The organism is bacterium, from assembly GCA_041648665.1.
In the GTDB taxonomy this organism is placed as follows: domain Bacteria; phylum UBA10199; class UBA10199; order 2-02-FULL-44-16; family JAAZCA01; genus JAFGMW01.
The window spans coordinates 14,961-36,012 of the sequence record JBAZOP010000011.1 but is presented as its reverse complement, the minus strand read 5'-3'; the positions used below and the strand labels follow the sequence as shown (position 1 = coordinate 36,012).

The following is a 21,052-nucleotide window of genomic DNA, read 5'->3' as shown; positions in this document are numbered from 1 at the left end:
GGTTGCGCAATACCATGCGATGCAAGTGCGTGATCCTCGAACCAAAACCCTGGTCGTGCGACGAGCATGTGGATGCGATCGGGTGGAATCATTGCGGGGAATCCATCGTCGTCGAGTGCAAGGCATCCAGGGCTGACTGGCAACGAGATTACCGCAAGCAATGGCGACGCCACAACAGCGGCATGGGATTTCGTCGGTACTACATGGTGCCGGAAGAACTAGAGTCAATGGCCTTTGACCACAATGGCGCAGGTGTTTTGATCGTCAAGGGTCGCCAGGTGATCATTCGCACAGAAGCGGCCTGCCGGCAGGACCGGGATTGGTCTAGCGAGATGGCGCTGCTGCTCGCCCGCATCTACTGGGCCGAAGAGTGCGAGGCAAGACGGGAGGACCGCATGAAGGGGGCTGACCATGCCTGATACTGTGGCGACGTTCAAGTTCATGCGCATTGAGAAGCGCAACATCAGCCATTCCAAAGCCGGAGCGGAATACGACATTCGGCAGAGTTTCACCAATCAGTATATGGGCGGAATATTCTGGAGCGAGAGCTGGCAGTGTTGGGTGCTCCAAGGAAGCCTCGCGACAAGCTGGGCGTTGGAACACCTGCGCGACATCGCGGGGTTCATAGAGGGACTAGACCGAAAGGCTGCCCCATGACCAGCGCCGAATTGCGGCGGGCCTACCACCTTCGCGACATTGCCCGGCGCCTGCACGAGGGCAAGGGCAGCCATGAGGACGCGCTGTATCTGTGGCGGCAACTATACCATCGCAGACTGCGCGTGACGCTGGCTGCGGCCGTGAACCTGGACGGGATGGTCAAACTGGACGTGGTAATGGTGGGGGTGAAATGAGCGTGCGCGACCCTGATTACTCCATCGGCGACGACGTCAAGCTCTACACCGGCGGGCCGCTGTTTGAATCTGAGCCGCAACCGGAGAGGATGCTGTTCTGAACAAGGGGGGAGCGTCACGGGGACGCGCGTACCCAATCACGGAGAACGCTGGCTCCTGGCTCGTGCTGAACGTATGCACTGGCTGACGCTGTGCGTCATAGACAGGCTCGCGCTCTTGACCTACCGCATCGTGACGGTCTGGTACCCGGTAATACCCTGGCTGAGAAGGCGCAACCGCCCATGAGCAACGTCGGCCGATTCTGGCTGAAACTCTACTACAAGGACATCCTGTCAGACGAGGCGCTCTCGCTCCTGAGCATGGAAGAGATGGGCTTGTGGGTGCGACTGCTCTGCATTGCCGCACGATCCCCGGTCCAGGGCAAGATTCTCACCACCAAGAAGCGGGGTAAGACCACGAAAAGGGTTCGGCCAACGTGGGATGAATTGGCAACGTTGCTGCGACTAACTTCGGGGGAACTCTGTAGGAACGCTGTGGGAACACTGAGGGAACGCTGTGTCATCTCTTGCAGCCGCGGAGGGGTACTCTATTTTAAAAATTGGCGTAAGTATCAGGGTGGCAGGCACTTAGAACAAACTCCCGTTGTGTCGGATTCCTGCACTACAGAGAAAGAGAAAGAGAAAGAGAAAGAAGGTGCGCGCACAACGCGCCTCGAAGCGGAAGAAGCGGCGCAACAGGCATGGCAGAACCCGTTGGGGGAGAAGGCATGAACAGGGACGTGTTGGGGGTGTTGGTGACGACACCGCCTCAGGCGATTGAGTCCGAGCAGCAAGTCATCGGATGCATGATTCAGGGCTTCGCCGCTGAGGGACTGGCGCTGGTTGCCGACGACAAGATGTTCTGGAGCGATGAGTATCGCGCGATCTTCCGCGCTATCGCGTCGCTCTGTGATCGCGGCGCGCCCGTGGACGCCGTGACGGTGCGCCAGGAGGACAAGGAGTGTGACGCGCTGGCGCTCATGAACTGTGCGGAGGTCATCCCCAGTCGCGCCAACCTCGATTACCACTGCGGCAAGATGCGCGAGGCGCATCAAAGGCGCGTGATGCTGGAGGTGGGATTGTATCTCGCTCAGGAGGCACGAAACGCGGAGAGCCCGGATGAGGCGATTGCAAAGGCCGCTCAGCGTGTGACGGCAATCCCCAGCGCGAAGAGGGGGCCCTCGGACATGCGCGCGCTCTTGGCCGACGTGTTCAAAGGGATCAATGCCAAGTGCGTGCGCGAGACGATTCCGACCGGGTTCTACGGGATCGACGACCTCTTGGGTGGCGGGCTGGCGCGGGGCGAGCTGGTCATCGTCGGCGCGCGCCCGGCGACGGGCAAGACGACCTTCGCCCTCAACGTCGGCGGCAACGTGGCCAAGTCGGGGCAGTCCGTGCTGCTGGTGTCGCTCGAAATGACGCTGGTGCAGTTGGGCCTGAAGATGATGCAGTGGTGCTCAGGGCTGACCGAGCGCGTGATGATGAGTGCGAGTGAGACTGAAATGCAGAGGGTGAGAGACGCGGCCGCGCGAATGAGCGAGTGGGATCTCCGCATTTACGACCCGCCCGGCACGACACTGGCTGAACTCTTGGGGAGCATTCGCCAAGAACACCGTCAGAAACCGCTCGACCTGATCGTCATCGATTATCTCCAGTTGATTGTCTGTCCCCCTCGCGAGCGCCGGGACATCGAGGTGGGGGTACTCAGCCGCAGTCTGAAGCAAGTCGCGCGCGAGTGCAACTGTCCGGTGATGGCCCTGTGTCAACTGAACCGGCAATCCGAGATGCGTGAGGACCGCAAGCCCCGCGTGAACGACCTGAGAGAATCCGGCAATCTGGAGCAGGACGCGGATGTGGTCATCCTGATGCACAAGGACGAGCAGCCCATGGGACAGAACGCGACCGAGAGCGTAGAGTTTCACGTCGCGAAGAACCGCAACGGCGTAACCGGGATCTGTGATTTGGGATTTCTCGGGTACCTGTCGCAGTTTCAGAATCGCGCGACCCGACGGCAGGAACAGGAGGGGGTTGTCCGGTGACTGTGGCGTTCACTTATCACATGGAGCACTGCGATATCTGCGGGGCTGTTGCGGAAGTCTACTGGCACTCAGGTCAATACCGTTTGCGTTGCGCCGATCCGCGTTGTGCCCTGCCGATAGCCGTCCGGACAACGGGGGAAGATTACAACCGCGCTCCCCGCGTGATGCAGGACTCGGTTCGTTGTCACGCATATCATGAGCGGCGCCGGCTGGGGTACACGCACTGGTCTCAGGTGGGGGAATGGGGGCCGTGGCTTGGGCCGAAACGCTACAAGCCGTCTGGACGGCGTAGCGCTCGACCCAAGCCCGTGGCTGTGCCGGTACTCTTGGAGCTAGATGCCTAGCAACTGCCGGATCGCCTGCCGGTACCGATGAGAGGGGTAGACGATACCCTTCCGCCAGCGGTAGACGGCGGTAACGCGGCACGTGCCCCAGGGGACCAGCGCGTTGATCTGGTCGGTCAGGTCTTGGACGGACCAGGAACGGCTGTCCATTGCGGCCGTGAGTTTAGTCGGAAACTCCGGGTCTTTCGCTTTCGTGAGGATCATCGTTGCCCCTTTCTCATGCGAGGGCTTTCTATGAGTCGTCCGAGAACCGAACGCGTTGAAATCGTTTGTGCGGAATGCGGCAACATCTTCTCTGAGCGGGCAAGCCGTCATCGGCGGTACTGTTCTCGCCGGTGTGCTAATGCGGCAACAGCGGGCAGATATGAAGAGGCACAGCACACGAAAATCTGCGCGTGGTGCGGCTGTCTGTTCAGAGTACGGACAGGCCGTCTTGCTGCGAAATACTGTAGTTTCGCCTGTAGACAGGTGGCGATAGCGCGAATGTCTGCGGCGTTGCGCGGTGACCTGTTGCGGGGGCGGGGGGCAGGACGTTCGCCCTATATCAAACGAGACGGTCAACACGAACACCGAGCGGTTATGGAAGCGCATTGTGGCCATACGCTTTCTTCCGATGAAGTTGTACACCACAAGGACGGCAACGGACACAACAACACGATAGAAAACCTGGTCGTTATGTCTCGTTCAGAGCACGCGCGGCTACACGCACGCAGTTAGCTTCCCCCCTCCCCCCTCTCCGCCTTGGCAATGGCGGCGCGAGCGGCTTTCGTGGTCTCGGTTATCGTCCCGAAATTCTGAACGTCGTATGCGGTCAACTGGTTCTCAGCGGCCTTCAGCGCCTCCAGCATGGCGGCGTGGCTGTTGCAGGCGCGGACGATGAAATCGGTATTCGCGGAAATCCCGTCATCATCGACGGCGACGAACGTTCCCCACTCCCAACCGTCATGCATGAGACGGACGCCAGTCCTGTTGGCGAAGTCGCCCTTACGCATGCGGACCTCCACTTGTTCGTCAATGCCCGTGTTCTGAATTGTCCTAAGCTCCGTGCTCATCTTGTTCTCCTTGCCCCGAAGGGCGGTTAGTGGGTTCCCTGTTCAATCTGGGTCTTGAGGTCGCAAATCGCAATCATTGCGTGCTGTAGCTCTTCCGCCAGCACTTGGACCAAGTTGGCGAGCGGCAACGTGTCTGGCGTGACTTCCAGCAACGGGAGTTCATCCCGGACGGCCTGAACGCGGCTTATCAGCATCATGTTCCATCCTCCTTCTAGAGTTTTGCAGGGGTCCGCCCCCGCTTTCACCCTCGCCCCGGAGACCGGAGCGAGAGGGGAGCGGTCAGTCGCGGCCACCGTGGGAGCGCCTGAGAGCTTCAGGCCACGGGACGGCATTTGGATATCGAGCAAGGATGCGATCAAAAAACGCGGCTGTCTCGCGGCGCGTTCGGAAGTGCTTCGAGAACCAGACAGTACCGTCGGTACAGTGGTGCGCGGTGAGCGAAACACCAGGGCGTGGCTCTGCCGATAGGTCGGTTGCTGCAATTAGCACGTGCAAGGGCGCGCGAACCTCGCGGCTAAAACACTGAAAGGCTTGTCCTGCGAGATGATACTCGCGATAACCAGGCGCAACAGCGTGAACAGCAGCAACGGCGGACGCGATGGACGTTTTCATCGTCTTCCCTCCTGTTAGAGTTACCCGGACCGTCCGGGCGATTCCTGAAGCCCCAGGGGACCCCAGGAGCCGCCAGGAGGCGGCTGGAATCAAAAGGCGGTGATCTGGTAGCCCCGGCCCGTCCGCTCTGCGACACCGACAGCGTCGGGGTAGTGCTTGGCCAAGAGACCGGCAGCGTCTACCGTCCTCCAGACGGCGCTTTCGGTATCGCCAACGTCGATGCTGTCAACGGCAGCTTGAAGCAACTGCCTCACAACCTGCGTGTCGGCTTTCAGAGTCGCTATCATCTTCTTCCCTCCGTTAGTGTTTGGGCGACCCCACGCCGCCCGTCAAGCATAGAATATCACGCGATAATCCCGTGTCAAGTAAGAATCGCAGATTTCTGCGAAATATCTTTCAGAACGTAATCCCTTACACAATCACAACTTACACTGAGTTAGTACTGCCTAAAACTGTTAGGCATAGCGAAAATTCAAAAAAAACCGGCTATAGTACAGAGTACAATCACACTTGCGCCTGAGCGGGAAACGAATGAGAAACGAGTGAGAAACGGCAACAGGATGTGAAACTGAACTGGAATGGTACTGGTACTGAGGCAGTGAAGAAGTGGAGCGAGGCAGTACTGAGTAGTACAGAGCACCGTTCTTTGGAATAATGGAGCATCGACGATGTGAAATTCCGCCCGTTACTCTGTACGTCGGGCGCGATCAGTCCATTTCGGCGCAAGTCCAAGCCACGTAAGCGGTTACATCGTTTGCGTGGTTTTCTTCATACTTGGATGTGGCACAATCCCGGCACAAGGGGGATTTGGTATGTCTGACGATTACGTCGTAAGTCCTGACGATTATGCGGTTTAGGACGATTCCGGCACTGCCTGAGCGCATGGCTGTCATCCATGAGGTAGGGTTTGGATAGCACCCCAACGGAGATCGTCGATCCTAGAGCCGTAGAGTGGCCTTGAAGGGGCATCCTGGGACACGCCAAGAGGTGGCAGCCCCCCAGCATCCTGGGTATCGACCAGTCATCGACCGGCAACAGGCATGAAACGACGGGCAAATGAGCTCGCAACGGGCACCACGCAGGGCAGGCAAGGGGCATCGAGCATGGCATGATTGGGCAGCGCGGCAGGCAGGCGACCCCGGCGACCAGGGGGGGGGGGGTGCAAGCCCGACGCTGCGCGGGGGCGCGCTCAATGGTGTATGCACACTAAATTTTTTTTATTCTCGTTTTGAGGGGTTTCCCGTGGTGGAGATTGAAACACATCCTGATGGTATCCGGTTCACCATTGACCAGGACGATTGCGAAAAGCCTGAGGTCAGTTTTGTCCTCTCTTCGGACCGGGTCGCCAAGTTCGCGCGCGCACTGGTAGAACTCGAAGAGGAAGCCGAGCAATTGCGTCCTGAGTGGTTTCGCAGGGTGGCTCAGGCCGAGGCCAAATACGCAGAGTCCGAGCCTGCGTGCCCCGCCTGTGGACGCCGTTCGCCGTTGAGCCCAAACCACCCGCTCTCAAGGGCGCGCGAGTGGCCGTCGAAAGCGCGGACCTTCTTTTAACTGGAGCCTGCTGACGCTTGACAGAACTGACAGAACCATTTTGAGGGGTCTCGCAGTGACAACTGTGGTCAACACGACCGCCAAGCCGACGGTTACAGAGTTGGTGACCCAGCTCCAGTCTCTCGCCGATTCCGGGGTGATAACGCTGCTTTGGCACCCCCCATTTGGTCTTCAGTCAACCCCAGAACACCGCATCGACTACCACTGGGGAGACAGGAGGCTTCTTGTGACCGAGTTGCGAGACGAGAGCCCACAGGACACGCTTCACGTCTGAACTTGCTCATTTTCACCACTTTTTGAGGGGGTTCCCATGTTGACCGTGACTGTTTTTCTTGGTGTGGCGGCGGTTGTCGGTTGGGCGCACGCAATCTGGCAGGGCATCGCGAAAAGGGAGGAGCACGAAAGGTACCTGGTTGAGCAGCACTGTGGCAAATGGTACCTGGCCGACCTGAACCGCGCCTACGAGTGGGCGGATAAACTGCACGGCCATCTGCGGTCTATCCAGAACGCATTAGCCACAGACGCCGCCTTTTCGGAATTAGCAGACTGCGTTCATGCCAAGCTCGAAGGAGCCTATAGCCGCGAGAGCAACGCCATTGACCGGCACCTGGACATGGCGGGCATCTTAAGCGGCATCCTGATTCAGTTTCCGGGCGTACTTTCCGACGGTCTCCCGGAGGCCGTCGCGAAACTGAAGAAGGACCTCGGCGAGCATTCCGATTTGCTGTGCGACATCGCCGAAATCGTCGATTACGACGCCGTCCACGGTTGCCGCTCGCTGCCTGAGCGCGTGCGAGAAAGGCAGGATGAGTGGCGGGCGGCGCAATATGCTGCCGAGTCGCACAAGATTCCCACCTACGACCCGAAGGAGACGTGGGCCTGTCCGAAGTGCGGGAAGAAGAACGACGCGAGCGATCCACAGTCGAACGGACTCATCGCTGAACGCGAGTCTCTGTTCTTGCGTTGTGCTTGCGGTTATTCCATCGAGCGCATCCCGCTTGACGCCAGACCGAGGACGACATGACCTGGGCCGCCTCATTCTGGACGAAGGTGCAGGGCTGGTTTGCTCATTTGCGGTTCCGTTTCCGCAACTGTTTCAACCAGACCACCATTCAGCACCAGACCGTGATCGTCATCGCCCGGTGCATCGAGGAGGCGGGCAAGCGAGAACCGGCCCTGATTGCCGGCCTGAAGGCTGACATTTGCGAGTATGCGACGTTGACGGGTGTTGAGGGCTATCTGAACCAAGTCGTCAAGTCCGACGTGGAGTCGGCGGTTGACGATGAACCGAACTGAGGGGAATGAGAACATGGCAAAGGACAAGTCGCGGTTTCTGGTGGTCGTCAGCACGTGTCCGCTCTGCGGCAACCCGATCTACGGCCTCAAGACCGTCGAGGACAACGGCGAGAACATCGACGCCCCGATCCTGCGCACCTGTCAGTGCCAGGCACTGCAACAGGCCCTCATCGCCAAGCAGCTTGGGATTGGCGGACGTCTGGAAGGGGGCAGATTCACGCCGATGATGCCGCCCGCTCCGGAGCAGCCCGAAACGCCCCCGGAGGAGGCCCCGAAGCTGGTGACGCCATGACCTTCAACACCGAGTTCTTGCGCGAGAGGCACGCGCAACGCAGGGCCGCGCGAGAGAAGACCCTCCAGCCGCCCAGGGGGCCGGATCCGCTCCCAGAACTCATGCTCGACTTGAACGCTTGGCGCTATCACGCGTTTGCGTTTCACGGCGCACACTCCAACCGCTTCAAGCTCGGCCCCCACGTGCTGGAGGCTGTTGAGGACGCGAGCGATGGGTACCGCAGCGCTCTGGAGGGTGTGCAACTGTGTGCTCCAGATACCGACAAGGGCCTCTTCTTCGCCGCTCCCATCGCCACCGTGGAGATATGGCCGATTGAACGCCACAAGGGGTGTTTCGGGGGGTTTGAGTTGCGGGACGTAAACGACCGGCACGTCTGGCTTCGATTTGGGACCGACTACGCCGACCACTGGTATCCGATGTTTGTCTTCGAGTATCACCCGAAGGAGCCCAAGACGCCATGAGCGGACCCGGCAAAGGCTCCAAGCGCAGGCCGTCCAACGTCTCGCAGGACGAGTACGCGAAGAACTGGGAGCGTGCATTTCGAGCGACGCGGGGTAGGCGAGTGGTAAGCCGTCACGCTCATACCGTGAAACACGCGGGTTCGATTCCCGCCCCCGCTATCAGTTTCGACTTGAGGGGATAGCGATGAACGTGGAACGTATCCTGGAACTATGCCTCATTAGCGATATGTTGCCCGACCGGGACGTCAAGATCTGCTGGGGCGAAAACTCCCTGTCGCTGGACGACGCGAAGGACGAGCCGTGCTTGCTCGACAGTGACACGCTGACGCTGGGTGCGGGGCGAACCAAGTTTTACGACGCCGTGGCCAACGCAGTAGTTGCCCGTTTGCTCCCCGTCATCGAAACTCGCATCGACGCGGCCGTTCGCCGTATCCGGCGCGCGTCCAAGGCGAAGACAAAGTAAGCCATTAGGACCGACATCATGAAGTGTGGCTATGCGGGCTGCCGTCGTGACGCGGAGGAACACCAGCGATATTGTCTCGTCCACGAGTCCGTCATCAGGGGGCGGATGAAGCGCGGCGGGTATGCGACAGACGCCCCGCCCGTCATGCCCGGCTGCAACCCCGACACCGACGAGTTTGACCGCGGGCGACCGAAGTTCTGGCGTCATCACGGCGTCTGCTACAGGACCATTCGCGAACGACACGAGCGTTGGGAGTTCCTGGAATCGCTCCGGAAGTCGCCCAAATTCAAGGCTTCCCATGCGTAGAAGCCCGACAGATCCCGGCTACGGGTTCAAGAACGAGGTCCGCAAGGAGACCGACGAGAAGATCAACGAGAAGTTCAGGCAGGAGTACCGCAAGCGGCTTGACCTTCTCCAGAGCGGCAAGCGCGGCCTCACCATCGAAGACCGGGCGCTGGTTCTGGCGCGGCTCACCGAGGCCCTGAACCAGGTCGGCGGGGACGACAAGGACAAGGCGTTTCAGAAAGACGCCATCCGCACCGTGGTGGACCTGCTCAGGAACGAACTGGAGTCGGACGAGTCCGAACGCATCGACCCGCTGGAGCAGGACCTTGACGAACTGGTGGAACTGGTCCATTGCGCGTTTGAAGCAGAGGCACACGGCAGCGACCCGGAGGCCCTGGCCCGGCTCGACCAGATAAGCGCGGCCCATCAGCAGCGTCTCTTGCAGCGCGAACGACAGGAAGGCATCGCCGTTGGCTAAACGCGGTCTGAAACGGCTCACGTTCGACGAAGAACGATGGTGGTTTGACCGCATCGAGAAAACCCGTGACCCGGTGCAGTTGGGTCACTTCATCCGCTACCGCTCTTTGACAAATCTGGTCTTCTTCGCACGCGTTGTGCTCGGGTACGACCTCATCGACGACCCGTGGCATTACTTCATCGCGGACAGGCAGGAGAACCGGCGCAAGCCCTACTGGGTGTGCATGGGGCCGCGCAAGACCTACAAGTCCGTCCTCTGCAACGTCGCCAAGAACATCCAGCGGGTGCTCAGGGCAAGGATGTTCAAGCAGGACATGACCGTCCTGATCATCGGGGCGGACGAGGAGATTTCGCAGGCCCGCATCCGCGAGATCGACGCCCACATGTCGCAGCCCCGGTTCATAGCCTTGTGGGGCGACATGCGCGGCAAGCCCTGGTCCCCGTCCGACTGCATGCTCCAGGTGACGAACATGCGCCCGTCGGCGGACCCGACCTTCAGCGTCGGCTCCCCCGGCAAGGAGCACACGTCTAAGCACCCGAAAGTCGTCACCGTGGACGACCTTGAGGCCGAACGCAACGCCTACAGCGAGGTGGAACGCGAGAAGGTCAAGGACTACTACCGCAACATCTTCGGCCTGGGACCGAAACTGCTGGACGTGCTGAATACCCCGTGGCACTACGCGGGGTTCCTGTTCGACGACCTTCTCAACGCGCAGAAGAAGAAGTACCTCGACTACGATTTCGTCGTGATGCCGGTCGAGACCGACGGGCGTTTCATCATGGAATCGCAGCCGACCGAGGCCCCGCGCTACGAACCCCGGCAACCCTTGATGGGCCGGGACTACCTGGAGTTCCTGACGCGGCAGTGGGGCCACATGGCCGTCATGTGCCAGATGTACCTCTGGCCCGAAGGCGAAGAAGACCAGACGTTCAACATGGAGCTGCTGAACGAGAACACCATCTACGATGCGCCCAAGGAAATGCGCACGTGGGTATTCGTGGACCCGTCGAAGTCGGCCCAGATGGACACCCACGACCCGGCGGGCCTGGTAGTGCTCGGATACGACGCGACCGGCAACGTCAATCTGCTGGACGCGCGGGAGATTCGCAAAGACCCTTACAGCCTGTGCATGGAGGTGTTCGAGGTCGCGAAGCTCTGGAAGGCCGACACGCTGGCGGTTGAAGAGGCCCCCGGCGTCTTCCAGTACAAGAGCCAGTTCGAGACGCTGATGCAGCAGCCGGACTATGCGGGGCCGCTCCCGCTCCGCATCCGCAACGTCAGGACCGACAAGATCAACAAGCACAAGCGCATCGCGTGGCTCAGGATTTTGTGGGAGCGCAAGAGGTTCAAAATCTACTCCGGCATGTGGCCCGCACACAAGCAGTTGTGGCTCAGGCAGATGCAGGCGTACCCGATAGGACATGACGACTTGCTGGACGCGGCGGCCTATGCGAACCCGGACCATTCGCCCAGGTTCAGGCCCCCGCGCGAGAGGCGCGACCTGACCGCGCAGGAACAGACCGACATGGAACACGTGCGCAGGGCGCGGGAGTTTCAGACCGAGGTCATGGCCAATGGGGACGCGGACAAGCTCACGGTCGGCGACGGCGTGTTGCCGAACTCAATGCTGAACTGGAGGGGATACTGATGGCTGATGCAACAATGGGCACGTTAACGATATACCCGCAACACAGCCCTGACGAAGCGATGTTGACCGTTTACGATCAAGACAACAAGCCGGGCATGATTTTCACCTACGGCGGTGACCTGATTCTCAAGGGTCACAAACTGATCGGGCGCAACGACGGGGTGTTGCGGCGATTGTGGCGGCTCTTGACGTGGAAACCTGAACCGGAGGGGAAGGTCTGATGACCCAAGAACAATGGGACAGGATTAACCTGTTGCCGAACCTGTGCATTTGCGCCGGACTGTTTGCGCTGATCGGTTTGGCCTGGTGGTATGACTGGCGACTGGGGTTTAGCGTGACCAGCTTGTATCTCATAGGAACCGGCATCGCAAACAGGAAGGGGAAGGTCTGATGGAACTCGCACTGATATGTATTGTCGTGGTCGCTCTTGCGTTGGCCCTTGCGCTTCTCAACGTCGTGAGCAGGAACGCGGACCTGTCCAACCGCCTGGCCTTTGTCGAGAAGAACGCGCGGGAGGAATTCGACCGCAGGGCCGCCGCGATCCAGAACGGGGCCATAAACCAGGTCTCGGAGATTCACAAGATGCTCCTGACCAAGACCCGGCAGGAGATCGACCGCTTCGCCCAGGAATGCCAGCAGGCCAAGGACATTCACGAGTGGCGGATGAAGAAACTTGAATTCCGGGAATGCAGATTGTCCGAACCCGTGCCCGTGGAGGTTGCGCTGAAGACAGAAGATGAACCCGTGCCCTTCACCGGCACGCACCAGCTCTAGGAGGGGAACATGGAAGCCGTCATCGACAGGACGTTCTACGATACGTTGGTCAGGCTCAGGGCGCGGGAACTCGCGGGCGACCCATCCGCATCGCGCGAGATGACCGAGCACGCCAAACGTGCCTTGCGCATGGAACGGGCCGTTGCGCTCCGGCTCCTGCCGTTTCTGAGGCTCGTTGTGGACAAGGACAACGATCTTCGCCTGGAGTTCACCGCCCTCAAGGTTCTGGTCGATGAACTCGCCATCGAGGTCCGCATCGGCGACAAGCCCAAGAAGGAGAAGGCGAAGAAGGCCGAGTAAACAACACGGGCCGCCCGGCGCTCGAACGCCGAACGGCCCCATCCAAGCAGGCCCCCGTACGGCGGGAAGCCAGACGACGCAAGCATACCCCGCCATGCGGCCCCTGTCAAGGGAAACGCATGGAAATCAACCAGCAGTTCAACTCGGACAACGTGGACGACGCTATTCTGTCAGAGTTCGACGGCAAGAACGCGGCCCACGTCGTTCACGAAAGCGCTACCGAGGTCGAGGAAAAGCGCTCCCGGCTTCAGCAGATTTGGGAGGTCTGCCTCAACTTCCTGGCGGGCAACCAGTGGATACGCTGGAACCCCAAGTCCCGCATCATCGACCGCCTGTCCGACATCCGCGACACCAAGCGGGGCGACATCATCCGCATCGTCGCCAACAAGATGCTCCCCGCGTTCGACCACAAGCTCGGTCGCCTGTCGTCGGTCTGGCACCTGCCCGAATGCATCCCGGCCCCGGACCGCGCCGACATGTTCGAGGCCGCGCAGATACGCACCCAGTACCTCCAGGCATGGGCCGACGCCCGCAACGTCAAGTCGCTCGACCGCGAACTCAAATCGTGGTGCGTCGCGTGCGGCCCCGCGTGGGTCAAGGTCTGGTGGGACTTCGAGAAGGGCACGAACATGCCGGATATCGAAGTCCTGTCCCCGTTCGCCGTCATGCCGTGGCCATGGGGCGTCAGCGACCCCAAGCGCGCCCAGGCCGTCATCGAGACGCGGGCGGTCCCCATCGACCAACTCCGCGACCTCTACCCTGTCGAGATGGACGGCATCAAGCAGGGGGAACTTGAAGAAGAAAACAACATGATCCTCGCCGCGACCGACTCGTTCATCCAGGGCGAGTCCAACACGCGCGAGATCAAACACATGCTCCGTGTGCGCGAGGTCCGGCGCGGCAAGTCCGCAAAGCACCCGAACGGCTACAAGCTCATCGTCACGCGCAACCGCGTGCTCGAAGCCAAGCCCTTGCAGGACGCGGACCTGTTCCCGGAATACTTCCGCTTCGCCTATCGCCGGTTCCCCGGCGCTATGTATTCGCCCGGACTCATTGAGCCGAATATCTCCATGCAGATTGCCCGGAACAAGCTGTTCAGCGACATGCTGGGGGCGATCTGGGGTGAGGGGCCGGGCAGACGCCTGATGATACCCGAATCGCTCAACGTCGGTCCGGAAGACTTCGACAACATCGGAAGCCCCGTGACCTACGAGGACGACGAGAACAAGCCCGACAACGTGCCATGGTATCTGGTGACGCCCCCGATGAGCGTGGACATGTTCCGCGCATCCGAACGCGTGGACCTCACGATGGATGACGGGCTTCAGCTTCACCCCGTCTCTCGCGGCATGAGTCCCGGCAGCATCGAATCGGGCGCGGGACTGGAAGCCCTTCAGGTCAAGGACGACGTATTGCTCGGTCCCCTGATTGAAGACTTCAACGAGACCTGGGCGCGCGTCTACAACCGCGTCGGCGTGCTCACCAGCCGCCACCAGAACGGCCCCATCAATCTCATCGGCATCGACGCGGCTACCGCGCAGCCGTTCGCCGTGCAGGATTTCCTGGCCGATAAGGACGAGCAAAGTTGGCGCATCCGGACGCGCTGCATCAATCGCGGCCCGACCGACAAGATGCTCACCATGCAGTACAACGAGAAACTGCTGCAGTACGGCGCAATGCAGGACCTGCCGCCCCGCGAGATCCGCAAGAACTTCCAGTTGGGCGTGGAGGCGTCCCTGTTTGAGCCGGAGGCCCGCGACCGTGTTCACGCGCGCGAGGAATCCGCGGCCATCATGCGCGGCGAGATGCGCGGCGTCGAGCCGTGGCACAACCACCAGGTCCACCTTGAGGAACATCGGATACCCAAGATGCACTCCCGTTGGCTCACGCTCAACCCGGCTATCAAGCAGCAGTACGCAGACCACGAGCGGGCGCACGAGGAGGCCATCGTCATGGCGATCGAGGGGCAGCTTGCAGCGCAACAGCAGTTGCCAGTGGGACAGCCGCAGGGGGTGTGACCATGCCGATCAGGAGCGAAGCGCAGAGGCGCTACCTCTGGGCCAACCACCCGGAAATAGCAAAGCGTTGGGAAGAGCACACGAACCCGAACGCGCGGCTGCCTGAACACGTGCCGAAGAAGACGAAGCAGCACCGGGCGAAGATGGATCACGTCCGCGTGAGCATGAGGCGCAGCAGAAGGCTGAGACGCAGAAAGTGAATCAACCAATGAGGCCCCCGGCGTCATGAACCGGCGGGCGTCGCGCAAGCGCGAAAGGCCGTCTCCGTGTCACGGCGGGGACGGCCTTTTTTCATTGGTCCTCGGTGTTGGGCCAATAGAGAGGACACGACCATGAGTAAATTGAAATGGCTATTGATGAGACGGGTAATCTGGCCGCTCTTCTGGTTTCACGTGTATCACTACGAACCGCTTCCCAAGGGGTATGGTTTTGTCCGCTACGCCTTTGACCTCGCGGAGGTCACCGAAGGCGGATACTACGCGGTTATGCCATTCAACGTCCTGTTGCGGTTTTGTATCTGGCTCAAGTGGAAAATGAAGATGCCTCGATGGTTTGGCGAGTGGGACCTGGGGATGACACCGCGCGACAAAAGCAAACCCCCGCCAAGTAAACCCTGACAGGCGCAGACACAGGTGAGTCAAGCCCGCATCGGGCGGGCTTCTCTATACACGGCAGTCCGCACGGATTGCTCTGACCAGTCGGCAACGTCGATGAGCACGGGCCAATGCCCTTCGGGGTATGCACCGGCCACCGTCGCACGACCAGACGGGAGTGATTTGGACAATGGGAGAGAACGACAAGGATCAGCAACAGACCGGGAACGACTGGACGCCCACCGTGCAGTTCGATGAGAAGGCGGGCAAGGTGAACGTGGAAGTGGCGAAGGGCGAGGTGCTGCAACTCACGCCCGCAGACCTGGCGAAGCTCGCGGCCAAAGGCCGGGGCTACGACAGGACCGCCCAGGAAAAGGGAGAGCTTGAGCGCAAGTTCAAGGACGCGGACGCCAAGAGGCAGGAGCTTGAAGACCTGTTCGGCCCGTCCTACGAGCGCATCAGCAAGCTCCCCGGCGACAAGGCGGCCGCCATCCTCCAGCGCATCGAAAAGTCGCTCGAAACATCCGACGACGGCAACGACGCCGGCAAGACCGACGACGACGACCCGTTCGCGGACCTCTTTCCGGCAACCAGGCCGGACAAGAAGGACACCGGACTGACTGAGGACAAGGCGCGGCAGGTAGCGCGAGACGAAGTCGTGCGCCTGCAAATCGAGGACCGCATGGAGACCGTTCACGAACGGCTCGGCGTTCCCGAAGACATGCGCGAGGCGTTCACCCGGTCGGTGCTCAAGGACTGTAAGACGGTCAAGGACATCGACAAGGTCGCGGACAAGCTGTGGGGCAAGGTGGATGAAGCGTTCGAGTCCAGGCGGAAGGCTGCTGCGGAGAAGGCTGAAGCGGAGAAGAAGGCCGCAGGCCGGACCGTTACCCGCATGGGCACGGGCGCGACAACTCGCGGCAACGACGACCCCAGACGCAAGTCAGACCACCCCGGCCACAAGGAATACCTTGCGGAACGGCTCGTGGCCCTGAGCGCACGGGGTTAGCCGCAGAAAGACGTAAGTAATGGCTACCGACCAGTATATTTACATCACCGCAGTCAACGAGGTGACGAAGGAGGAAATCTGGCCGAACGTCGTGGACGAATCGACCATTCCCAAGTTCTTCCTCGGAATGATCAACGAGGACTCGTCCGACATCTACGCCGGGCGCGCGAGCGGGACCCCCAAGCAGACGCAGAGCGTCGGCGGGGACAGTTACTACACCCGCATCAAGATCAAGACGCAGAAGGCGGGCGGCATGGGTCCGCGCGGGCACGGACAGGCGCTGCCCACGGCCCGGCTTGCCGCATGGACCGAGACGCAGATCAACCTGGCCCGGCTCTACACCCGTGCCGAGTACGACGGCCCCGTGAACAAGCTGGCCAACCCGGTACAGGTCGTCGATGCCGTGCAGGATGCGGCCAACGACCTGCGCGACAACATCCAGTACATGCGCAACGCGATGTACACCGGCAACAGCAACGACGCCATCGGTTTGCATGACTCCACGGCGGGTTCAGCCGACACCACGACTCTGCACATGCAGCTTGACGAGTGGTGGCCCGGAACCGGGCGTCTGCGTCAGGGCCTGTACATTGACTCCTACAACGGAGTCACCGGGTACGGCACCGGCACGCAGGGCATCAACTCCGCCTACATCAGCGCCATCACTTCTGCCACCGTCTGCACGTCGAGTGCCACCATCGCCAGCGATCGCGGCGACTACATCATGTTCGAGGACGGCAACGGCAGTCTCATCGACTCGGCCGTCCAGGGCATCGGGGCGTTGGTGGACGGCCCTCAGTCGAGCGATGGCACGACCTGGAACACCGGCGGCGGACAGGCCAACACCACCTGTCAGGGCATCGACGGCACCAGCCTTGCCTACTGGCAGAGCACCGTCCACGACAACGGCGGCACCGACCGCTATCTCGACGGCGACCTCATCGAGGACATGGGACAGGCCATCGTCCGCAAGTGCGGCGGCGAGAACCTGTTCGAGAAGGGCGGGTACATCCTGTTCTCCTGCCCGGAACTCCGCACCCGCTTCCGCAAGGACGAGAGCCGCGACGTGTCCTGGGTCAACAAGACCCGCGTCGTCGCGGGCGTGAAGGTTGTGGACCAGTTGGTCAACGGCGTCGAGGTCCCCTGGGTCACCGACATCATGTGCGGCGCCCAGTGCCTCTACTTCCTCCACATCCCGGACTTCGTGGTCAAGGGTCTGCCCATGGAGACGATGGACAACCCGCCCTGGCAGCGCGTGCAGGGGTACGACTACTACCGGATGGAGGTCAAGAAGTACGACCAGCTCGGCATCAGGCGGCGTGACACCCACGGCGTCATTCGCAACCTGACGCAGACCTGAGCCTGACGCAACGGCGGCATGACCAGTGCGTCGGTTCGGCGTCGTCAAGGGCCGGTGCGCTTCAAGATACTCGCGTGTCGGATGGACGCCTTCCGGCACGCATCCGCCCGCAAGGGCATAAAGGAAACTCACAGTGGCTATCGGAAGAAAGCACGCAGTGGACAATCCGCAGGAGAAACGCATCGGCCTGTGGCAACTTGATTGTCTGTTCCCCAGCAACACCAAGCCCACCGTAGCATCCAACCCGGAGACCTACGGACGCATGACCGGGAGCCTTGAGGGTCGATGCGGTATCGACGCCTCGACAGGGCTGTTCTACTACTACTACAACAGTGCATGGCGCACCCTGAGCGGAAGCGGCGGGGGCGGCGTCGGCTCCATCGACCAGGTGCTTGCAGCGGGCGCGACGGCGGACGACATCGGAGCGCCCTTCGCCATCACCGAGGCGACGACCAACACTGCGTTGTTCAACCTCACCAAGACGCAGACCGGCAACGCCGACATGGTGAACTTCGACAACTACGGGACCGGCGACACGCTCGTCACCAAAGACGGCGGGGTCGAGATGATCGCCTTCGAGGACGGCGGCAAGGTCCAGTTCTCCGCGTCGCTGACCGACACCATCGCCATCGACATCCCGGACGGCAAGGAGATCGCGTTCGGTTCCAGCGACGACTTCCTCGTCGAGTACGTCGGCGCGACCGACTTCCTGACCTTCACGCCCCGCGCCGACAGCGTGACCATCGCGTTCGGCGTGGACGGGACCGGCCCGGACTTCAAGGTCTTCGGCGCAACGGCCGGGGCCTACAGCCTGTGGGACGCTTCGGCCGCGCTGCAACTGATGGAAGGCGGGGCGTCCGATATCGCCCACCTGAAGCTCAACGACGCGGACACCATCGAGCTGGGCGACGGGGCCTCCGCGACCGGCGAAGCGGGCGACTTCTCCATCACGTTCGACGGGACCAACCTCCTCATCAACCCCGTGGCCGACGATACCGGGGCCATCTACATCGGGACCGACAGCACGCTCGCTTGCGACTTCAAGTGGTTCTCGAAGACCGCAAGCGATTACGTGTTGCTCGACGCGGGCAACGACGTCATGGCGTTCGAGGACGTGGACATCATTGCCAAGGACGGGACCTACGTCTACTTCGGGGACGGGTCTGCGACCGCGGGCGACGCCGGGATCGTGTGGGACGGGACGGACCTGAAGATTCAGCCCACCACGACCGACACCGGCATCCTGCGTCTGGGCAAGAAGGCGACCGACGACCTGACCTGGGACGTGCGTTGGGACGGCAACACCGACGCCTACCTGTTGCTGGATGCCGGGAACGAGACGGCCCTGTTCAGCGGGTTCGCCAGCGTGGTGGTGGCCGACGACGTGAAGCTGGGCCTGGGCACCAGCGCCGCCGCGCCCGACGCCTATTTTGAATGGGATACGGCGTCAACCGAGCAGTTGCTGCTCACGAACAAGAACGCGAGCAGCCCGTTCAAGATCGGTGCGGACACGACCCACGTCTTCGACCTGATCTGGACGGGCGGGGCCGGTACCCTGAACATCGACGCTTCCGGCGACTTCATGTATCTGGAGGCGTTCGACCTGAAGCTGAACGACAGCGACGTGCTGAACTTAGGCGACGGGGCCAGTGCCACGGCAGTCACCGGGGATGCCCAACTCCAGTACGCGAGCGAGACCCTTGCGCTGACGAAGGGCGCGGGCGGGGCCATGACCACGTTCAACCTGGGCGCGAACGAAGCCGGGTTCGACATGAAGTGGTTCGGGACGACCGACGGTTATTACGTGCTGTTCGACGCCGTACTGAATAACCAACTTGAGATCGGCGTTCCCGTTTGGGTCAAGGATGACTTCGCCCTGAAGTTCGGCAACTCGGACGACGTGACGATGGCGTGGTTGGCTTCGGGCGGATTCTACGTCATCCCGGCGGCGGCCAACACCGAGTGGTATTTCGGCAACGGGGAGGGTCTGGATTACGACGTGATCTTCCCTGGCGTAGGGGCCGGTTCAAGCATGAAGTGGGACACGTCCCTGGCGACTCTGTTTCTGGAGGGCGGCGGGGCTGATACCAGTTACGTCAAGCTGAACGACAACGACAAGCTGGGACTCGGTGACGGTGCATCCGCGACGGCCTCAGTCGGCGACGTGGAAATCTACCACGATGGGACGTACCTCCAGGTCTCCAAGGGCAGCGGCGGCACCCTGACCTCGGTCAAGGTCAACGTGCCCGAAGTCATCACGATGGACGACGGCACGAACACCGGCGTCACGGACCTGTTGCAACTGGTACACAGCACCAGCGGCGCTCCGGGCGCGGGCATCGGCGCGGGCATCAGCGTGATCGTCGAGAACGACACCGATGCGACGACCGAGGTTGCAAGCATCGACTTCGTGAACACGAACGACGGGACGAAGGCCAGTCTCGACACCGATATCGTGTTCTCGACGATGCTCAACGGGGCGGCCACAGAGGTCTTGCGCATCGACGCGGCCAACGAGCAGATCACCGTCGGCAAGAACGCGACTGATGCGGACAACGTGGACAAGATCAAGATATGGCCGCAGACCGCCTCGAAGGGCGCGCTCATCCTCCAGTCCGTCGCGAACACGGACGACGTGACGGTCACGATTCAGAACGCCGCGCACGCAACCGCCGGGCGCGCCTACACCTTCGGCGACGCGGGCGCGAACAAGTACGTCGCCTACACCGCACAGGCAAACGGGACCATCGCCAGGAGTGACCTCACCGAAGAGGCGCTGGCATCGCATCCGGTTCCCGTCTACACCCTGCGGGCCGCTGACGGTGCGGCGTTGGGCCTAGCCGACACCGGGGACTCCGGCGACCATTACCTCACCTACTCGGCGGGCGTCTGGGCGCTGATGGGCAACAGCCCCGACAGCGATACCCAGACCGACGTTTCACTGTTCCAGTTCGCGCTTCCGCCGAACTACGTTGCAGCGGGCGACGTGAAGATTCGCGTCAACTCCCTCTTCACGGCGGATGGCGACACGAAGACCGTTGACCTCAACGTCTACGAGATCAACAAGACGGACGGTACGAAGGGTGCTGACATCTGTGAGACAACCGTCATCACCCTGACAGGCACCGCCGCCGCCCACGACTTCACCGTTACGGCGGCGGACCTCGTAGCCGGAGACCTGCTCTCGGTCATCGTGACGACCGCGTTCCAGGATGCGGACGGCGCGGTGGGTGAGGCGAAGATCAACAGCATCGAGGTGCTGTGCGACGTGAAGGGCTAGACCGCAACCTCACGCAGGGGTCGGGATCGGCCCGGCCCCTGCATCTTCCTTAACCCCGTTCGAGGGGAAAAGTCATGAGTGAAGCACAGGATCCCGTTGTTGCAGACGTGAAGGACGAGAGCATCCCGGAGAAGCTGGCAAAGGTCATCGCAGACCAGCAGGCGCAGTTCGCCCGGCTCAGGCAGCAGGTGGCGCAGGGGCAGCAGGGCCTTGTCGCGCTGGGCGCACAGATCGCGGGCAACATGAAGTTCTACGAAGACATCACCGGCCAGCCGTATCAGGCTGAGGGGAAGTAATCATTCCGGCAA

31 protein-coding genes and 1 tRNA gene are annotated in these 21,052 nt (G+C 61.3%); 28 read left to right on the top strand and 4 right to left on the bottom strand.

Annotated elements, in window-relative coordinates:
• Nucleotides 1-14: 14 nt before the first annotated feature.
• The 5 genes from WC683_05955 (at nucleotide 15) to WC683_05935 (ending at nucleotide 2,928) form a co-directional block, all read left to right on the top strand.
• Entirely contained in the window at nucleotides 15-419 is a 405-nt protein-coding gene (locus WC683_05955; GenBank protein MFA4972136.1) for a hypothetical protein, read from the top strand.
• Complete coding sequence (locus tag WC683_05950; protein MFA4972135.1) at nucleotides 412-657, top strand: hypothetical protein; 246 nt, start codon at nucleotides 412-414, stop codon at nucleotides 655-657. The genes WC683_05955 and WC683_05950 overlap by 8 nt, the downstream gene beginning before the upstream one ends.
• The gene (locus tag WC683_05945) at nucleotides 654-851 is read left to right on the top strand and encodes a hypothetical protein (protein ID MFA4972134.1); all 198 of its coding nucleotides are present in this window, start codon (nucleotides 654-656) and stop codon (nucleotides 849-851) included. Before WC683_05950 ends, WC683_05945 begins: the two co-directional genes overlap by 4 nt.
• A 281-nt stretch (nucleotides 852-1,132) precedes the next feature.
• Nucleotides 1,133-1,621 carry a hypothetical protein gene (locus WC683_05940; GenBank protein ID MFA4972133.1) on the top strand — a complete coding sequence of 163 codons (489 nt, stop codon included), beginning with the start codon at nucleotides 1,133-1,135 and terminating at the stop codon, nucleotides 1,619-1,621.
• The gene (locus WC683_05935; protein ID MFA4972132.1) at nucleotides 1,618-2,928 is read left to right on the top strand and encodes a DnaB-like helicase C-terminal domain-containing protein; all 1,311 of its coding nucleotides are present in this window, start codon (nucleotides 1,618-1,620) and stop codon (nucleotides 2,926-2,928) included. Before WC683_05940 ends, WC683_05935 begins: the two co-directional genes overlap by 4 nt.
• A gap of 332 nt (nucleotides 2,929-3,260) precedes the next feature.
• On the opposite strand, the gene WC683_05930 is transcribed toward WC683_05935, so the two are convergent.
• Complete coding sequence (locus tag WC683_05930; GenBank protein ID MFA4972131.1) at nucleotides 3,261-3,476, bottom strand: hypothetical protein; 216 nt, start codon at nucleotides 3,474-3,476, stop codon at nucleotides 3,261-3,263.
• A gap of 15 nt (nucleotides 3,477-3,491) precedes the next feature.
• On the opposite strand from WC683_05930, the gene WC683_05925 reads away from it, so the two are divergent.
• The gene (locus WC683_05925) at nucleotides 3,492-3,989 is read left to right on the top strand and encodes an HNH endonuclease (protein MFA4972130.1); all 498 of its coding nucleotides are present in this window, start codon (nucleotides 3,492-3,494) and stop codon (nucleotides 3,987-3,989) included.
• Here WC683_05925 and WC683_05920 read toward each other — a convergent pair.
• The 3 genes from WC683_05920 to WC683_05910 form a co-directional block, all read right to left on the bottom strand.
• Nucleotides 3,986-4,324 carry a hypothetical protein gene (locus tag WC683_05920; GenBank protein MFA4972129.1) on the bottom strand — a complete coding sequence of 113 codons (339 nt, stop codon included), beginning with the start codon at nucleotides 4,322-4,324 and terminating at the stop codon, nucleotides 3,986-3,988. The genes WC683_05925 and WC683_05920 overlap by 4 nt on opposite strands.
• A gap of 26 nt (nucleotides 4,325-4,350) precedes the next feature.
• Nucleotides 4,351-4,521 (bottom strand): hypothetical protein, encoded by a 171-nt coding sequence (locus WC683_05915; protein ID MFA4972128.1) that lies wholly within the window; start codon nucleotides 4,519-4,521, stop codon nucleotides 4,351-4,353.
• Between the two features lie 504 nt (nucleotides 4,522-5,025).
• Nucleotides 5,026-5,223, bottom strand: coding sequence for a hypothetical protein (locus tag WC683_05910; GenBank protein ID MFA4972127.1), 198 nt, complete (start codon nucleotides 5,221-5,223; stop codon nucleotides 5,026-5,028).
• 955 nt (nucleotides 5,224-6,178) lie between these two features.
• On the opposite strand from WC683_05910, the gene WC683_05905 reads away from it, so the two are divergent.
• The 22 genes from WC683_05905 to WC683_05800 all read left to right on the top strand — a co-directional run bounded on the left by WC683_05905 (nucleotide 6,179) and on the right by WC683_05800 (nucleotide 21,040).
• A complete protein-coding gene (locus WC683_05905; GenBank protein MFA4972126.1) occupies nucleotides 6,179-6,487 on the top strand; it encodes a hypothetical protein in 309 nt (102 codons plus the stop codon).
• A gap of 55 nt (nucleotides 6,488-6,542) precedes the next feature.
• A complete protein-coding gene (locus tag WC683_05900) occupies nucleotides 6,543-6,761 on the top strand; it encodes a hypothetical protein (GenBank protein MFA4972125.1) in 219 nt (72 codons plus the stop codon).
• 36 nt (nucleotides 6,762-6,797) lie between these two features.
• Nucleotides 6,798-7,511: a hypothetical protein gene (locus WC683_05895; protein MFA4972124.1), complete on the top strand. Its 714-nt coding sequence runs from the start codon at nucleotides 6,798-6,800 to the stop codon at nucleotides 7,509-7,511.
• Nucleotides 7,508-7,783 (top strand): hypothetical protein, encoded by a 276-nt coding sequence (locus tag WC683_05890; GenBank protein MFA4972123.1) that lies wholly within the window; start codon nucleotides 7,508-7,510, stop codon nucleotides 7,781-7,783. Before WC683_05895 ends, WC683_05890 begins: the two co-directional genes overlap by 4 nt.
• Nucleotides 7,770-8,075, top strand: a complete 306-nt coding sequence (locus WC683_05885; GenBank protein ID MFA4972122.1) for a hypothetical protein — start codon at nucleotides 7,770-7,772, stop codon at nucleotides 8,073-8,075. The genes WC683_05890 and WC683_05885 overlap by 14 nt, the downstream gene beginning before the upstream one ends.
• Nucleotides 8,072-8,536, top strand: coding sequence for a hypothetical protein (locus tag WC683_05880; protein MFA4972121.1), 465 nt, complete (start codon nucleotides 8,072-8,074; stop codon nucleotides 8,534-8,536). The genes WC683_05885 and WC683_05880 overlap by 4 nt, the downstream gene beginning before the upstream one ends.
• An 87-nt stretch (nucleotides 8,537-8,623) precedes the next feature.
• Nucleotides 8,624-8,695: transfer RNA gene (locus tag WC683_05875), tRNA-Met, on the top strand.
• Between the two features lie 25 nt (nucleotides 8,696-8,720).
• On the top strand, nucleotides 8,721-8,999 hold the full coding sequence (locus WC683_05870) for a hypothetical protein (protein ID MFA4972120.1): 279 nt from the start codon (nucleotides 8,721-8,723) through the stop codon (nucleotides 8,997-8,999).
• 18 nt (nucleotides 9,000-9,017) lie between these two features.
• Nucleotides 9,018-9,305: a hypothetical protein gene (locus tag WC683_05865; protein MFA4972119.1), complete on the top strand. Its 288-nt coding sequence runs from the start codon at nucleotides 9,018-9,020 to the stop codon at nucleotides 9,303-9,305.
• Nucleotides 9,298-9,762: a hypothetical protein gene (locus tag WC683_05860; GenBank protein MFA4972118.1), complete on the top strand. Its 465-nt coding sequence runs from the start codon at nucleotides 9,298-9,300 to the stop codon at nucleotides 9,760-9,762. The genes WC683_05865 and WC683_05860 overlap by 8 nt, the downstream gene beginning before the upstream one ends.
• Entirely contained in the window at nucleotides 9,755-11,410 is a 1,656-nt protein-coding gene (locus WC683_05855) for a hypothetical protein (GenBank protein MFA4972117.1), read from the top strand. Before WC683_05860 ends, WC683_05855 begins: the two co-directional genes overlap by 8 nt.
• Nucleotides 11,410-11,631 (top strand): hypothetical protein, encoded by a 222-nt coding sequence (locus WC683_05850; GenBank protein ID MFA4972116.1) that lies wholly within the window; start codon nucleotides 11,410-11,412, stop codon nucleotides 11,629-11,631. Before WC683_05855 ends, WC683_05850 begins: the two co-directional genes overlap by 1 nt.
• Nucleotides 11,631-11,801, top strand: a complete 171-nt coding sequence (locus tag WC683_05845) for a hypothetical protein (GenBank protein MFA4972115.1) — start codon at nucleotides 11,631-11,633, stop codon at nucleotides 11,799-11,801. Before WC683_05850 ends, WC683_05845 begins: the two co-directional genes overlap by 1 nt.
• Complete coding sequence (locus WC683_05840) at nucleotides 11,801-12,184, top strand: hypothetical protein (GenBank protein MFA4972114.1); 384 nt, start codon at nucleotides 11,801-11,803, stop codon at nucleotides 12,182-12,184. Before WC683_05845 ends, WC683_05840 begins: the two co-directional genes overlap by 1 nt.
• Nucleotides 12,185-12,193: 9 nt before the next feature.
• Nucleotides 12,194-12,484: a hypothetical protein gene (locus WC683_05835; GenBank protein MFA4972113.1), complete on the top strand. Its 291-nt coding sequence runs from the start codon at nucleotides 12,194-12,196 to the stop codon at nucleotides 12,482-12,484.
• A gap of 119 nt (nucleotides 12,485-12,603) precedes the next feature.
• On the top strand, nucleotides 12,604-14,502 hold the full coding sequence (locus WC683_05830) for a hypothetical protein (protein MFA4972112.1): 1,899 nt from the start codon (nucleotides 12,604-12,606) through the stop codon (nucleotides 14,500-14,502).
• A 2-nt stretch (nucleotides 14,503-14,504) separates the two neighbouring features.
• Nucleotides 14,505-14,702, top strand: coding sequence for a hypothetical protein (locus WC683_05825; protein MFA4972111.1), 198 nt, complete (start codon nucleotides 14,505-14,507; stop codon nucleotides 14,700-14,702).
• A gap of 156 nt (nucleotides 14,703-14,858) precedes the next feature.
• Complete coding sequence (locus WC683_05820; protein MFA4972110.1) at nucleotides 14,859-15,119, top strand: hypothetical protein; 261 nt, start codon at nucleotides 14,859-14,861, stop codon at nucleotides 15,117-15,119.
• Between the two features lie 166 nt (nucleotides 15,120-15,285).
• The gene (locus WC683_05815; GenBank protein MFA4972109.1) at nucleotides 15,286-16,104 is read left to right on the top strand and encodes a hypothetical protein; all 819 of its coding nucleotides are present in this window, start codon (nucleotides 15,286-15,288) and stop codon (nucleotides 16,102-16,104) included.
• A 19-nt stretch (nucleotides 16,105-16,123) separates the two neighbouring features.
• Entirely contained in the window at nucleotides 16,124-17,464 is a 1,341-nt protein-coding gene (locus tag WC683_05810; protein MFA4972108.1) for a hypothetical protein, read from the top strand.
• Between the two features lie 133 nt (nucleotides 17,465-17,597).
• Nucleotides 17,598-20,744: a hypothetical protein gene (locus tag WC683_05805; protein MFA4972107.1), complete on the top strand. Its 3,147-nt coding sequence runs from the start codon at nucleotides 17,598-17,600 to the stop codon at nucleotides 20,742-20,744.
• Nucleotides 20,745-20,818: 74 nt separating this feature from the next.
• Nucleotides 20,819-21,040 (top strand): hypothetical protein, encoded by a 222-nt coding sequence (locus WC683_05800; GenBank protein MFA4972106.1) that lies wholly within the window; start codon nucleotides 20,819-20,821, stop codon nucleotides 21,038-21,040.
• Nucleotides 21,041-21,052 lie beyond the last annotated feature (12 nt).